The following is a 14,664-nucleotide window of genomic DNA, read 5'->3' as shown; positions in this document are numbered from 1 at the left end:
GCTCAGAAAGGGATGAAGCTAGCCTGATTTAGTCGCTGAAAACGGAACTACCAGCAGCTGAATAGGCGAGGCCCTTGGTTCGAATCCTTTCAAGAACGGGGCTATTTTTCCGGGCCGACGAGGCTGAGCTTGCGCAGCACTTCGCGCGGCGCCGGCATGCGCCAGACGGTCTGGAAACATTCCACGACATTGCGCGCCGTGACGGCAAGGCCGGGCAGCGCGACCCAGGCGGGGGCTAGCCGGCCGAGGAGAGCGGTCACGACTATGGAAGCGGCGGTTTCGCCCTGCCGGAAGGGTTGCTGGGCGGCGATCGCAACGAGCGGTTCACTGGCGGCGAGGCCGATTGCAGCCTCCTGGCCAAGGTCCACCGTCGCCATCGAAATCCTGCGGCCCATCGCTTCGAGAACCTGGGCGGCGGTCATTGCCGGCGTGTCCCAGACGACGAAGAGGCCGGCAAGCCCGGGATGGGCTTCGGCAAGGTTTCGCGTGGTCTTGGCGACTTCTGAAAGGGCAGGGAACCGCCGCATACGCAGCGTCACATCCGGACGGTTGATCTGCATCCATTTGACGAAGGCGATTTCGCGCTCGTTCGTTGCAAAGAAGTCGGCGTCATAACCGAGTACGCCAACCTCCGCACCATCAGGCAGATGAGGCGACAATCCTTCCGCCGCAATCTTGCCGAGCCCGAAATTGTCCGCCGAGACGAGCGAGATATAATCCTTGCCCGGAAGAAGGCCGGTCGGCACGTTGTCGAGCAGGACGAGCTTTATGCCGGCCGCCGCGACGCGCGCATGCGCTGCTGCCACTTTGGAATTCGCGACGGGCAGCGAGATGATGGCGTTCGGCGCCTCGCCGATCAGCCGCTCCAGCGCCTCGATCTGCACCTCCGGCGTGAAGGCGCAATCGACCACGTCGATGACCGCGACCCCGCAATTGCCGAGCATGCCGACAATGCCGGAGAGCTGCTGTTTGGCCCAGTCGCTGGCAAGCGTGTGGAGCACGATCGCGACACGGAAGCCGCTTGCCCGTGCGCGCGCCATGTCTTCCGGCAGCAGCAGCACCCGCTCGGGTGCCGATGCCCGCTCGCCGTGAGGGCCGAGACCAGTAATCGCCATTGCTTCCTCCTCAAACATCCGGCGGCCGCAGGCTGTTTCCCTCCATGGTCTTCCTCCGGGCAATCTCGTCCTTCACCTGCTGGAAGAGCGGATGCGCCTGGGGCCGGCCGGCCATGATCCAGTCCCTCAGCATGGCAGGGGCGAACAGGCCTTCCGTCGCGACGATCGCGGCCCCGACAAGCCCTGACGAACTGCCCATCTGCGAGCGGATGATCTGCAGGTCCCGGCTCACCAGCGGATGGCAGGCGCCGTAGATCGCCTCGCGCGCGGCGGCAAGAAGGATGTCGTTCGTCTGGGCGATCGAACCCGACAGCACGATGAGTGCCGGGTTCAGCATGTTGGCCAGCGTCGCGACCACCTGACCGATCAGCCGGCCGCTCTGCGCGAGAATATCGATCGCCGCGGCGTCGCCCATTTGAGCAGCCTGCGCGACTTCGAGGGCTGTGATGTCGCTACCGCGCCGCATATGCTCGGCAAGGATAGGGCTCGCGCCATGCTCGGCCGCCACCTTGCCGTCCTGGGCGATGTGGTCGGAACCGGCCATGGCTTCCAGCGTGCCGGTCCTGTCGCCCACCGTCACGGGAACGGAACCGATAAGGCCAACGGCGCCCTGCGCGCCGCGAAACAGCGCGCCGTCGTTTGCAAGACCGGCGCCGATGCGTTTGCCCACCTTGACGAACAGCATGGTGTTGCGGCCGCCGCCAGCGCCGGCATGGAGTTCGCCCATCGTCATCGTCTCGACACTGGAGCGCAACCAAACCGGAGCGTCGAAGGCCGCGATGAGCGTCTCGACCAGCGGGAAGCTCTCCCAGCCGGGCAGGACCCCGGGCGTGCTGCGCTGGAAAAGCGCTTCACCGCCATCCGGCACCGCACCGGGTACGGAAATGGAAATGCCATAGAGCTGCGGATCCGCCTGCCGCTCGAGAATCCAGCGGAAAAGCGTGATCAGTCGCTCTGCCAGGGCGGAAACCGGCTGGGCCAGCTCGGCTGCCTCATGATGCTCCATGAGCAGGGATCCGGCGAGATCGGCGACGCCGACGCCGATGGCGGTCTGGTCGAGCGTCGCAACGAGAATGCGGCCGCGATCTGCCGCAAACCGCACGAGGCGCGGCGCGCGGCCGCCGGTGGGGGTGCCGAGCTCGCTTTCATCGATGAGGCCCAGTTCGCCGAGCGTTCCGAGCCGATCCGCGACGACGGCGCGCCCAAGCTCGCTGTGGCGTTCGATTTCCTGGCGGGTGGTGGCCTGTTCGGTGCGAACGAGGTTGAGGATGTCGACGAGGCTGGGGGCAGCGGTTTCGGAGACGCGCGGACGGCCTTTGCGGCGGGGATATCCATCAGTTTGCGCGGTCGCCGTCGTCGGCATGGGTTTTCCTTTCTGGCGGCTTCGCCTTCTTTCCCTTGATAATGCCGCTTGTTTCGACTGGCAACATCGAACTTTTGCATTAAATCAGCAAAAGTATTGATAGATATGCGCATAAATAATTGACATCAGGTTTTTCACGCCGTAAGACGGTCTGCAGTCGCGACGATCACTGGGAGGAGGCGCCGATGTCGAACTTCAAGCTCGCCTATCATGCGAACTGCTGGGGCAATCTCGGCGGGGATGCAGTCGGCGTAACCTCGATCACCAATCTCGCTTACCGCACCTTCGGTGACATGCGTCGTGCCTTCGCCGACATTGCCGCGGCAGGCTACGAGGGCGTCGAGCTCTTCGACGGCAACCTTCTCGATTTCAGCACTGACGACATGCGCTCCCTGCTCGCCGATAATGGGCTCGCGCTGGTGGCGACCTATGCCGGCGGCAATTTCGTCTTCGACGATATCCTGCCGGAGGAACTGGCCCGCGTGGTGCGCGCCGCGGATCGCGCCGCCGAACTCGGAGCACCCCATCTCGTTGTCGGCGGCGGCGCCAAGCGCTTCGACGGTATCCGCGAGGCGGACTATCACAAGCTCGCGGCCGCGCTCGACCGGGTGAAGGAGATCGCCGAGGCGCGCGGTCTCACCGCCCATTATCACCCCCATCTTTCGACAATCGTCGAGGGGCCGGCGGATGTGCGCAAGATCTTCGGGCTAACCGGCATCCATTTCTGCCCGGACACGGCCCATCTCGCGGCCGCTGGCGGTGATCCGGCCGCCCTCATTCGCGAGCATGCGGCGCGCATCTCCTATGTCCATCTCAAGGGTTTCCAGAAGGAGCCCTTCACCTTCACGCCCATCGACCGTGGCGACGTCCCGACGGACGGGATCATCGCAGTCCTTCGGGAGACCGGCTTTGCCGGCTGGGTTTGTACCGAACTCGATTCCTGGCCTGATCCGCTTGAGGGAGCGAAAGCGAGTATGGCCTATCTTAAATCGGCCTGACGGCCGCGACCGGGGCGGGAGCCCCACTTTCGGGAGGAGAAAGTGATGATGACGAGACGATTCCTGTTGGGTACGGCCGCCGTGCTGGCGCTTGCTCTTGCCTATTCTGCACCGGCCTCGGCCGATCCGGACACCGCGCTCGCGGAGCTCCAGAAGACGGTCCTCTCCAAGGGGCCTTCTGGCGAAGACCCGTCGCCGGCGTCCGATGTCACGCTGAACGACGAGGAACTCGCCAAGATCAAGGGCATGAACGCGACGGCGGCGATCGTCATGCATTATGGCGGCAACGACTGGTCGCGCGCCCAGGTCAACGGTCTGCAAACCCAGTTCGCCGCGATGGGCATCAAGGTTCTTGCGGTGACCGATGCGGGCTTCAAGCCGGAAAAGCAGGTCGCCGATATCGAGACGATCATGGCGCAGAAGCCGAGCGTCATCGTCTCCATCCCGACCGATCCGACGGCGACGGCCGCAGCCTACAAGGCGGCGGCGGAGGCCGGCACCAAGCTCGTCTTCATGGACAACGTGCCGACCGGCTTTGTGGCCGGGAAGGACTATGTGTCGGTCGTCTCGGCAGACAATTACGGCAATGGCGTCGCCTCGGCTCATCTAATGGCGAAGGCGCTGAACGGCGAGGGCGATATCGGCCTGGTGTTCCACGCCGCCGACTTCTTCGTCACCAAGCAGCGTTACGAAGCCTTCAAGGCAACGATCGCCGCCGACTACCCCAACATCAAGATCGTCGCCGAGCAGGGCATCGGTGGACCGGATTTCTCAGGCGACGCCGATAAGGCGGCGTCTGCGATCCTCACGTCCAACCCGAACATCAAGGGCATCTGGGCCGTCTGGGACGTGCCGGCAGAAGGTGTGATCTCGGCCGCGCGTGTCGCCGGTCGCGACGACCTCGTCATCACCACCATCGACCTCGGCGAGAACGTGGCGATCTCGATGGCCCAGGGTGGTTTCGTCAAGGGGCTCGGTGCGCAGCGGCCCTATGATGCCGGCGTGGTCGAGGCCAAGCTCGCCGGCTATGCGCTGCTCGGCAAGGAAGCCCCCGATTTCGTCGCACTTCCCGCTCTTCCGGTGACGCGGGAGACTTTGCTCGACGGCTGGAAAGCGGTCTATTCCAGCGAAGCGACCGACAACATCAAGACGAGCCTCGGCCAGTGATGATGGCAGGCACGGGGCATGATCATGCTCCGTGCCGCATGGAGTGAGCCGGCTCAGGCCGGCAGATGGAACGCGGCTTGCCTTAGCCGCTATCGTTCAGGAGAAACCCGATGACCAAAGTGATGAACGTCGCCATGATCGGCGGCGGCTTCATGGGCAAGGCGCATGCCATGGCCTATGCCTCCATGCCGATGTTCTTCTGGCCCGCACCGGCCATCCCCCATCGCAAGGTCGTCGTCGACGTGACGGACGGCATGGCGGAGGAAGCACGCCGCCGCTATGGTTTCGAAGAGGCATCCTCGGACTGGCGCGCTGTCGTCAACCGTCCGGATATTGATGTCGTCGACATCTGCACGCCCAACAATGTGCATGCCGAAATCGCCATCGAGGCGGCGAAGGCCGGCAAGCACATCATCTGCGAGAAGCCGCTCGCCCGCACGGTCGAAGAGGCGAGGGCGATGCATGACGCGGTGAAGGCTGCCGGCGTCATCCACATGGTCGCCTTCAATTATCGCCGCACGCCGGCCGTCGCACTCGCAAGGAAATATATCGAGGAAGGCCGCATCGGCCGTATCCTGAACTTCCGCGGCACCTATTTGCAGGACTGGTCGGCCGATCCGGATTCACCGCTCTCCTGGCGCTTCCAGAAGAAGATCGCCGGCTCCGGCTCGGTCGGCGACATAGCCACCCATGTGGTCGATCTCGCCCACTATCTTGTCGGACCGATCGCCGAGGTGAGCGCGCTCACCACCACCTACAACAAGACACGCCCCCTCCAGCAGGGCGGCGTCGACAAGCTTGGCGCGGCGGAAAAAGCCAAGGATGCGGAACGCGGCGAGGTGGATGTCGACGACGAGGTCGTCTCCATGCTGAAATTCGAGGGCGGCGCGATCGGAAGCCTGGAAGCGACCCGCAACGCCTATGGCCGCAACAACTTCATCACGCTGGAGGTCCACGGTACCAAAGGCTCGATCCACTTCAACTACGAGCGCCGCGACGAACTGCAGGTGATGTTCGCCGACGACCCGGCCGATGCCCGCGGCTTCCGCACCGTCTATACGGGTCCGGCACATCCCTATGGCAATGGTCTCTGGCCGATCCCCGGCCTCGGCATCGGTTATTCGGAGACGAAGATCGTCGAATGCTACGATTTCTTCTCGGCCATCGCGAAGAACCGGCTGCCGAGCCCGAACTTCGAGGATGGCCTGTTGACGGAACTCGTCGCCGACGCCCTTATCCGCTCGGGTGAGACGGGACAGTGGGAGAAGGTGGGATGACTGCGAGCGCCGCTGCCGTCCGCATGACCGGCATAAGCAAGGCCTTCGGTGGGGTGCGCGCGTTGGACGACGTTTCCTTCGAGGTCTTGCCCGGCGAGGTTCATGCGTTGCTCGGCGGCAACGGCGCCGGCAAGTCGACGATCCTAAAGGTCTTGAACGGGGTGCATCGCCCCGATCAGGGCGCAATCGAAGTCGGCGGCGTGCCCCTGACCACACATACGCCGGAGGCGTCGCGTGCCGCCGGCATCGCGATGAACTACCAGGAAATGAGCCTGGTTCCGACTTTGACGGTCGCCCAGAACATCTTCCTGACGCGGGAATGCCGTGACGGCATGGGGCTCATTGACGACCGGGAAGCCGAGCGGCGCGCGGCGGACATTTTCGCGCTGCTCGAAGTCTTCGTCGATCCGAAAGCCGTGGTCGGGGATCTGGGGGCCGGCCAGAAGCAGCTCACCGAAATCGCCAAGGCGATCTCGCAGGACGCCAAGATTCTGGTTCTGGACGAGCCATCCACGGCGCTCGCCGTTTCCGATGTCGAGCGGCTCTTCGTCTTCCTGCGCAAGCTGAAGGCCAAGGGCGTGGCAATCATCTATGTCAGTCACCGCATGGACGAGATCGCCCGCATCGCCGACCGCGCCACGATTCTGCGCGACGGCCGGCATGTCATCACCGCGCCTCTTGGCGAGCTATCGATCGATACGATGATCGAGCACATCGTCGGCAGGCGCTCGAAAGGGCTCTCCGATGTCGAGCGCGGCCATTCCATCAGGGGCGAGGTGCTGCTGGAGCTCGACCATGTCAGCGGCGTTCACAAGCCGGAAGACATTTCCCTGACGCTGCATCGCGGCGAAGTGGTGGGGCTTGCCGGTCTGCTCGGCTCGGGCCGCTCGTCTCTGGCGCGGGTGATCGCCGGCATCGACCCGGCGGCCAAGGGTGAGATCCGTATCAAGGGCCGCCCCGTCACGATCCACAAGCCGGGTGATGCGATCGCCGCGGGTGTCGCGCTGGTGCCTGAGGCACGCGCAACGCAGGGCATCATTCCCGCCCATTCGGTGGCCTCCAACATGATCCTCGCCGTCATCGATCGGCTGTCCAAGGTCGGTCTCGTCGACACGAAGGCGGCAAACGCCCTGACCGACACGCAAATCGAGCGCCTGCGCGTGAAGACGGCGAGCCGCGACCATGCCGTCTCGACGCTTTCGGGCGGCAACCAGCAGAAGGTGGTCATCGGCAAGTGGCTCGCCACCGATGCGGACATCCTCATCCTCGACGAGCCGACGGCGGGCATCGATATCGGTTCGAAATCCGAGATCATCCGCCTGGTGCGTGAACTCGCTGCCGCGGGCAAGGGCATCGTCATGATCTCGTCGGAGCTTTCCGAATTGCTGACCGCCTGCGATCGCATTCTCGTCATGTCCGATGGGCGCGTGCACCAGGATCTGCCGCGCGAGGCGCTGGAGGATCCGTCCGTGCCCGCCGACGACCTTGCCCACCGTCTCCAGGCCGCCGAACAGCGCTTGCAGATCGAAATCCAGAAGGCCCTTTCGGTTCAGGAGGTTTCCCATGGCTAACGCCTTCTTCGCCAACTGGCGCCAGAACATCATCTATATCGGCTTCGTCGTCATTTTCCTCGTCTTCGCGGTGACGCTTGCTGACAAGGGGTTTCTCAACCCGAACAACCTGCTCAACATCGTGCGGCAGACGGCGATGATCGCCGTCATGGCGATTGCCATGACCTTCGTGCTTTCGGCCGGCGAGATCGACCTTTCGGTCGGCGCGGTCGCAGGCCTTTCGACCGTCACCGTCGCGATGGCGATCGCCGCAGGCGGCCCGCTCGTCGGCGTCGGTGCCGGCATCGCCACGGGACTTGCGGTCGGCATGTTCAATGGCTGGCTCACCACCCGCATCGGTATCCCGTCCTTTCTCACCACGCTCGCCATGATGGGCATCGCCAAGGGTGTCGCCATGTGGATATCGGCGACCGCGGCCGTGCCGATCCTGTCGCCCGGCTATTCCTGGCTGTTCGGCGGCGGTGACCTAGGGCCGGTGCCGGTGCTGCTTGTCTGGATGGCGGTGCTCGGCGGCATCGGACACATAGTATTGCGTCGTTCGGGCTTTGGCCGACGGGTGCTTGCGACCGGCGGCGGCGAGACGGCGGCGCGCTATTCCGGCATCGATACCAAGGCCATAAAGTTCAAGGTGCTGGTCATCTCGTCCTCGGCAGCAGCACTCGCCGGCATGCTTTATGCCGGGCGCCTGCAATCCGGCCGCTTCCAGCTCGGCGAGGGCGACGAGCTCTCGGTCATCGCCGCCGCGGTGCTTGGCGGTACCAGCCTGTTCGGCGGCAAAGGAACCGTCATCGGCACAATCGTCGGCGCATTGATGATTGGCCTCATCAACAACGGCCTCATCCTGATGGGCCTCGAATTCAGCCAGCAACTGATCGCCCGTGGCGGCATCATCATCCTCGCCGTCGCGCTCAGCCAGAAGAGGAGCTGAGGATGACCGTCACCGTCGTCGCCACGATTGTAGCCCGCCCCGAGATGCGCGAAGAGTTGTATCATCTGCTCGCCGCACAGGTGGCGCCGACGCGTGCCGAGGTGGGTTGCCTCAACTACGACTTCCACGTGGACGCAACCGATCCCTGCATCTTCGTGTTCTACGAGAATTGGAGAAGTGAGGCGGACTTGGGTGCTCACATGGCAATGCTGCATCTCAAGCCGTTGCTCGAGCAGGCTGAGCGGCTGGTCGCAAAGCCGATAGAGGTGCGCCGCTTGATAATGATCAGCAAAGAAGTTTGATTCATACAATTCCTGACAGGATATCGGTTCGTATTCCTTCAACGCTAATAAGACTCTACAAGCCTCTGTGCATTCAGGCCCCCGCAACCAAACAAAGCCCCGCCGTAACACGACGGGGCTTTTTTGCGTTCCGGCCCTCTCCCGTCAACCGCTAACCCGACAGCGCTTCCTCCCACCCCGAACATCCCAAAACATTGCAACGGGAAGGCAGGCGTGGCCTTGTTGCGTTCTCAACTCCAGGTTTGCGCGAGCGGGCAGGCCTCAGGTTACAGGGCTTGAGCTGAATGTCTCTTGCAACATCTCACGGTCTAGCGAAGGCGAGGCATCGGCCATCGTCGCGGAAAAATTGATGGGGACGCGTTTGGCCTGCCGGCCCTCATCGGCGATTGATTGTCCCGTGCATGCGAGGCCGTGTCGGCGCGGATGAGACGGGCGGCGCGGCGACCGTTCTGTTGAAAGTGCTTCGTCGTTTGCCCGCGGCCCGGCTTCCTTCCAAATCCGTATCCGCCGGCGTCTCGGCGGGTTCTACGCCATATGGAAGACCGGTTTGAGTGGCACGACATGCGGCTCGCCGCGGTCGTTGTACTGCATGATATCGGCCATGAAATCCCACCAGCGGCGGTTCACGTCCGTTTGCGGCAGCGCGTCCATGCTATGGTCGTCCGCCCGCACCAGCGTTGCGAAGAGGTGGTTTGTCTCCTCGTCCAGCCAGATCGAGTAGTCGGACACGCCGGCGTCGCGTAGGGCCTGGCTCAGCTCCGGCCAGATCTCGTCGTGGCGCTTCTTGTATTCGGCCGCCTGGCCGGGGTTGAGGATCATTCGGAAGGCGATGCGTTCGGGCATGACGGTTCCTTTCAAATCTGCGAGCGGATGCGGAGCTGGTCGAGGCCGACGGCGAGCAGCAGGACGGCGCCCTTGGTGACGTCCTGCCAGAAGCTCGAGACGTTGAGCAGGGTGAGGCCGTTGTTCAGCGTGCCGAGGATGAGCACGGCGAGCAGCGTGCCCCAGACCGAGCCGCGGCCGCCGAAGAGGCTGGTGCCGCCGAGGATGATGGCCGCGATGACGGTGAGCAGGTGCTTGCCGACGGCATCCGGGGCGGCGGCGCCGAGCATTGCGGCGACGACGATGCCGGCGAGCGCGCCGGAGACGCCGGAAAGGATGTAAAGCTTGATCTGCGTTCGATCGACCGGGATGCCCAGCATGCGGCTGGCGTCGGGATTGCCGCCGGAGGCGTAGATGTAGCGCCCGAAGGGCGTGAAGGCCATGACCCACCAGATGGCCGCGAAGAAGACCAGCATCAGGATCAGCGGCACCGGCACGCTGAGGATGCGGCCGGAGCCGATCCAGTTGAAGCCGGGGATGGCCAGCGGCTGGGTGAGGCCGCCGGTCAGCACCAGCGACAGGCCGGTGATGATGCTCATCGAGCCGAGCGTCACGATGAAGGGATTGAGCCTGAGACCGTTGGTCAGCATGCCGTTGCCCCCGCCGATCGCGCCGCCGGCGAGGATGGCGATGGCGCAGGCAAGCCAGATGTCGATGCCGGCGGCATAACACAGCGAGACGATGACGCCTGAAATCCCGGCCACCGCGGCGACGGAAAGGTCCAGTCCCCCGGCGATGATCAGCGGCGTGCCGGCCGCCGCCATCAGGCCGACGAAGGCCATGTTCGAACCGATGGACAGGAGGTTCTTGAAGGTCAGGAAGAAGGGCGAGAGGATGGTGAAGACCACCAGCAGCAGGAGGTAGATGACGAGCAGCATCGCCGTGCCCGCCCAGGACTTGCCGAGCAGGCTGCGCCCGGCCTCGGGCTTCGGTGCTTCGCTCTGGCTACCCACGGTCTTGGCCGTTTCCTCGGACATGGAATCCTCTTTCCTGACTTGGAGCATTTCCGGCGAGGCGGATCGCCCGAAAATGCTCTATCTCTTTGTTTTCACACAATCCCGACCGCAAACTCTCGCGGCCTCATGATGGAATTGCCCTAGATGGCTTCAGCGGCGGCCGGTTTGGAGGCGGCGTTCATCAGCATCGCGGCCGAGACCGGCGCCTCATAGGTCGCGGCGACGCGGCCGCCGTCCAGCACGACCGACCGGTCGGCGAGGCCCGCGACCTCCTCCGCATCCGAGGAGATCAGCAGGATGCCGAGGCCGTTATCGGCCATCTGGCGGATCTGCCGGTAGATTTCCGCCCGCGCGCCGACATCGACGCCGCGGGTCGGCTCTTCCAGGATCAGCGCCTTGAGGTCGCCGATCAGCCAGCGCGCGAGGCACACCTTCTGCTGGTTGCCGCCGGAGAGACTGCCGATCGCCTGTTCGGCGCCGCGCGCGCGGATGGCGAAACGCCGGATCCAGTCGTCGGCGGTGGCCGTTTCCGTCTTGCGCTGGACGACGAGCCCCTTAGTGAAAAGCGGCAGGTTGCAGACCGACATGTTCTCGCGCAGGCTCAGCATGGAGATGATGCCTTCCTGCTTGCGCTCGGCGGCGACCAGCCCGAGGCCGGCGGCAACGCCCGCCTCGGCATTGCGGATCGCATAGGGCCGGCCGTCGACGGTCGTGCGGGCGGCTCTTGCCTTGGGTACGGCGCCGAACAGGGCACGGCCGGCCATCTCGACGCCGGAGCCGATCAGCCCGTGCATGCCGGTGATCTGTCCCTTGCGGATGGTGAAGTCGACACCGTGCAGCCAACCGTCCACCGTCAGGCCTTCGACGGTGACGACGTCGGATGCGACGCCGGTCGAACGGGCAAAATCCGGATAGAGGTTTCCAACCCGGTTGCCGACGATCGCTTCCAGCACAGCATCGACATCGGTCTTCTTCGTCTCGAACCGGCCGGCATTGCGCCCGTCGCGCAGGACGACGATCTCATCGGAGATCTCGAAGACCTCCTTGAGGTAATGGGAGATGTAGACGACCGAGATCCCCTCTGCCTGGAGGCGGCGGACACATTGGAAGAGCATCTTCACCTCGGCGTCGGCGAGCGAGGCGGTGGGCTCGTCCATGATCAGCATCCGGGCGTTGCCGGCCATGGCGCGGGCGATCTCGACGATGCGCTGGACATGGTGCGAGACCGTGCCCATGCGGGTCTTCGGCGAAAGCCAGTCGAGGCCCATGCGCACCAGAAGCTCGGCGGCGCGGGCTTCCACGGCAGCCTTGTCCACCGTGCGCAGCGGGCCGGAGCCCTTTGTCGGCAACGCACCGAGCATGATGTTCTCCGCCACCGTCAGGTCCGGAAAGATCGACAACTCCTGCGGCAGCAGGCGGATGCCGCCGGCGATGGCGTCTGCCGGTGCGCGAAAATCGGCCGGCCGGCCGTCGATGCGGATCTCGCCGGCATCGCGCGTGTAATTGCCCGACAGAATCTTCATCAGCGTCGACTTGCCGGCGCCGTTGGCCCCGAGCAGGGCAACGACCTTGCCCTCGTCGACCCGAAGGGAGACATCGGACAGCACGGCGACACGGCCGAACGACTTGCCAATGCCGGTCATCTCAACAAGGCCTGCCATCCATTCCTCCCATGCGCGAAAGGGCGCGCGAAAACCGCGCGCCCGGCTGCATCGTCACTTGCTCGGGATCAGCGTCTCGTAACCCTTGAGCGATTCCTGCCCCTTCAGCGAAGCGAGATGGGCTTCGAATTCCGCCTGCGGGAAGGCATAGTCGAAGCCCGGCTTCTCGCCGCACTTGTAGTCCTTGTAGTACTCGCAGACATTGGCCTTGGTGATCATGACATGATTGACCAGCACGGCCGGCGGCAGTTCCTTGCCGGCGAGGGCCGCCAGCGCGATCGGGATGAGATAGTTGCCGTAGCGCTCGGGGAAGTAGCCGGTGGCAGCGACCAGTTCCGGCTCCTCGGCCAGCGCCTGGGTCTCGTCCGCGCCGTTGCCGACGGCGATGACGTCGGCCTCGCGGCCGGCCTGCTTGACGGCGCGCAGCATGCCGATCGCGGACTGGTCATTGATGGCGTTGATCATGATCGGCACGCCATCCGGAATGCGGCCGAGCAGGTTGGTCATCTGGGTGAAGGATTCCTGCAGCGTGTTCTTGGTGTCGATGCGCAGCATCTGTTCCTTGGGGAAATCCGGCACTGCCGACAGGAAGCCGGCCTGCTGGCCTTCGGTGCGCATCGCCGGGATCGCGCCCGACTGCGGCAGCTCGCCGATGACGTAATAGCCCTGCTTGACCTTGTCGGCGCCGAATTTCGCGATGGCCGCCTGTCCGAGATAGGAGCCACCCATGAAGCCGGACTTCGGGTTGTTGGCGCCGAAGAAGGTCGCGCCTTCCATCGGAATGTCGATGGCCGCGACCTTCACATTGTCCTGGTTGAAGACGTTCATCACCGTCGGGCCGAAATTCACGTCCGTCTGGAACTCGATGACATAGTCCACATTGCGCTGGACGAAGGACTGCGCATTGGCGAGCGCGGTCGGGCCGTCGAGCCGGTTGTCGGCGATGGTCAGTTCGACGCCGGCCGCATCGGCATTGGCCTGGATGCCTTTTTCGACCACGACACCGAAGGTCATGTCGCGCTGCAGGTTGGCAAAGCCGATGACATATTTGGAGCCGTTGCGCGGCGGGGTGACGGCGGTCGCGTCCTTCACCATAGCCTGCAGCTGCTCTGCGGAGAGCATCGCGCCATCGAAGCTCACAGGGTCAAATCCGTGGAAGTCCTCCGCCGCGGCGGTGCCTGCAATCGTCAGTGCGAGCGCGGTGGCCGAGGCCAGAGCCGCCAAATTCCATTTCATCATGTTCTCCTCCCTGAAAATGCCGATGGTCAATTGCATTGGTAAACTTGTCAAGCAAGTTTACTTGTCTGGATCATATGGCAAGCCGGTTCAGCACCGCTTCGTTGATGGTGACGCCGAGCCCCGGGCCGGCGGGCGCGGACATCTCGCCGCCGGCATGCCAGATGGGCTCCTCCACGAGCTCGTTCTGGACGACGACCGGAAAGGGTTTCAGCTCGAACAGGCGCGCCGTGCGCGAGGCCAGCGACAAGTGAAGGCTGGCGGCCGTGAGAATGGCGGTGCTCCAGGCATGGGCGTTGATGGTAATGCCGTTTGCCGCGCAGAGTGCGTCGATCATGCGAAAGCCCGTCACGCCCTCGGCGCGCGCCGGGTCGACGCCGAGAACATCGACCGTGCCCGTCTCGATCAGCCGTCTGTAGCCGCTCACCGTCCATTCCCGCTCGCCCGTGCCGATCGGCACGTCGACCGCGGCCTTCAGCGCGCGATAGTCCTCGATGAAGGTGGGATAGAAGGGTTCCTCGATCCAGCCGATGTCACACTCGGCCATGCGCCTGACGGTGGCGACGGCGGTCGCCACGTCCCATTTCACGCCGTTGCCGGCGTCCACGATGATCTCGAAATCCTTGCCGACGGCCCTGCGCAGGGCGCTGATGAAGGCGACGTCGTTATCCGGATCGCGGCCGATGTTCGACAGGCCCTTCTTGGCGAAGCCGAGCTTGACGCCCTTGAATCCCTGCTGCTGGAAGCCGGCGATCTCGGCCACGCAGTCCTCGATGGTCGCCTTGTTGACATGGCTGGAGGCATAGGCGGGCAGGGACGTCCGGGCATTGTCCGCAAGCAGCGCATGGAGCGACTTGCCCTGGCGCTTGCCGTCGATATCCCAGAGTGCCATGTCGAGCGCGCTGTAGGCGAAGCAGGCGATACCACCCTCGCCATACCACCAGCAATGCGCCCGCATGCGTTCCCAGGCCCCGCGCACGTCGATCTCGCCGGCCTCGACGAGCAGATCGCCGAGCGCTGCGATGATCGTCGCCGTCGCCTTGCAGGCCTCCGGCCACATGGCGATGCCTTCGCCCCAGCCGACGACGCCATCCACCGTCTCGACGCGAACCAGCGTCGTCATGCGCCGGTTGGCGAAGTCGTTCGGATCGGAATAGGCGATCACATAGGGTCGTACATGGCGGATGCGCATGATGGTTCCTCACGCG

General features: G+C 64.3%; 13 protein-coding genes. 6 read left to right on the top strand and 7 right to left on the bottom strand.

Going from position 1 to position 14,664, the window contains the following annotated elements; genetic code table 11:
• Positions 1–101 precede the first annotated feature (101 nt).
• Entirely contained in the window at positions 102–1,115 is a 1,014-nt protein-coding gene (locus AABQ55_RS00330; protein ID WP_272806822.1) for a substrate-binding domain-containing protein, read from the bottom strand.
• Between the two features lie 10 nt (positions 1,116–1,125).
• On the bottom strand, positions 1,126–2,478 hold the full coding sequence (locus tag AABQ55_RS00325) for an ROK family protein (protein ID WP_272806821.1): 1,353 nt from the start codon (positions 2,476–2,478) through the stop codon (positions 1,126–1,128).
• Positions 2,479–2,663: 185 nt separating this feature from the next.
• Between AABQ55_RS00325 and AABQ55_RS00320 the strand changes: the two genes are divergently transcribed.
• The 6 genes from AABQ55_RS00320 to AABQ55_RS00295 all read left to right on the top strand — a co-directional run bounded on the left by AABQ55_RS00320 (position 2,664) and on the right by AABQ55_RS00295 (position 8,721).
• Entirely contained in the window at positions 2,664–3,476 is an 813-nt protein-coding gene (locus tag AABQ55_RS00320) for a sugar phosphate isomerase/epimerase family protein (RefSeq protein ID WP_272806820.1), read from the top strand.
• A gap of 48 nt (positions 3,477–3,524) precedes the next feature.
• Positions 3,525–4,643: a substrate-binding domain-containing protein gene (locus AABQ55_RS00315; protein ID WP_443021163.1), complete on the top strand. Its 1,119-nt coding sequence runs from the start codon at positions 3,525–3,527 to the stop codon at positions 4,641–4,643.
• Between the two features lie 110 nt (positions 4,644–4,753).
• Positions 4,754–5,920, top strand: coding sequence for a Gfo/Idh/MocA family protein (locus AABQ55_RS00310; protein ID WP_272806818.1), 1,167 nt, complete (start codon positions 4,754–4,756; stop codon positions 5,918–5,920).
• Positions 5,917–7,491, top strand: coding sequence for a sugar ABC transporter ATP-binding protein (locus AABQ55_RS00305; RefSeq protein WP_272806817.1), 1,575 nt, complete (start codon positions 5,917–5,919; stop codon positions 7,489–7,491). The genes AABQ55_RS00310 and AABQ55_RS00305 overlap by 4 nt, the downstream gene beginning before the upstream one ends.
• A complete protein-coding gene (locus tag AABQ55_RS00300; protein ID WP_272806816.1) occupies positions 7,484–8,419 on the top strand; it encodes an ABC transporter permease in 936 nt (311 codons plus the stop codon). Before AABQ55_RS00305 ends, AABQ55_RS00300 begins: the two co-directional genes overlap by 8 nt.
• A gap of 2 nt (positions 8,420–8,421) precedes the next feature.
• Positions 8,422–8,721, top strand: coding sequence for a putative quinol monooxygenase (locus AABQ55_RS00295; protein ID WP_272806815.1), 300 nt, complete (start codon positions 8,422–8,424; stop codon positions 8,719–8,721).
• A 525-nt stretch (positions 8,722–9,246) separates the two neighbouring features.
• Here the strand turns inward: AABQ55_RS00295 and rhaM are convergent.
• The 5 genes from rhaM to AABQ55_RS00270 all read right to left on the bottom strand — a co-directional run bounded on the left by rhaM (position 9,247) and on the right by AABQ55_RS00270 (position 14,648).
• Positions 9,247–9,564, bottom strand: a complete 318-nt coding sequence (rhaM, locus tag AABQ55_RS00290) for an L-rhamnose mutarotase (RefSeq protein WP_272806814.1) — start codon at positions 9,562–9,564, stop codon at positions 9,247–9,249.
• Positions 9,565–9,575: 11 nt separating this feature from the next.
• The gene (locus tag AABQ55_RS00285; RefSeq protein ID WP_272806813.1) at positions 9,576–10,580 is read right to left on the bottom strand and encodes an ABC transporter permease; all 1,005 of its coding nucleotides are present in this window, start codon (positions 10,578–10,580) and stop codon (positions 9,576–9,578) included.
• A 119-nt stretch (positions 10,581–10,699) separates the two neighbouring features.
• Positions 10,700–12,220 (bottom strand): sugar ABC transporter ATP-binding protein, encoded by a 1,521-nt coding sequence (locus tag AABQ55_RS00280; protein ID WP_272806812.1) that lies wholly within the window; start codon positions 12,218–12,220, stop codon positions 10,700–10,702.
• A gap of 54 nt (positions 12,221–12,274) precedes the next feature.
• Complete coding sequence (locus tag AABQ55_RS00275; protein WP_272806811.1) at positions 12,275–13,459, bottom strand: sugar ABC transporter substrate-binding protein; 1,185 nt, start codon at positions 13,457–13,459, stop codon at positions 12,275–12,277.
• 70 nt (positions 13,460–13,529) lie between these two features.
• On the bottom strand, positions 13,530–14,648 hold the full coding sequence (locus tag AABQ55_RS00270) for a mandelate racemase/muconate lactonizing enzyme family protein (RefSeq protein ID WP_272806810.1): 1,119 nt from the start codon (positions 14,646–14,648) through the stop codon (positions 13,530–13,532).
• Positions 14,649–14,664: the final 16 nt, after the last annotated feature.

It is taken from the genome of Shinella sp. WSD5-1, from assembly GCF_963942435.1.
GTDB classification, from domain to species: Bacteria; Pseudomonadota; Alphaproteobacteria; order Rhizobiales; family Rhizobiaceae; genus Shinella; species Shinella yambaruensis.
The sequence above is the reverse complement of the archived record's forward strand: the minus strand, read 5'-3'. Positions and strand labels throughout refer to the sequence as shown.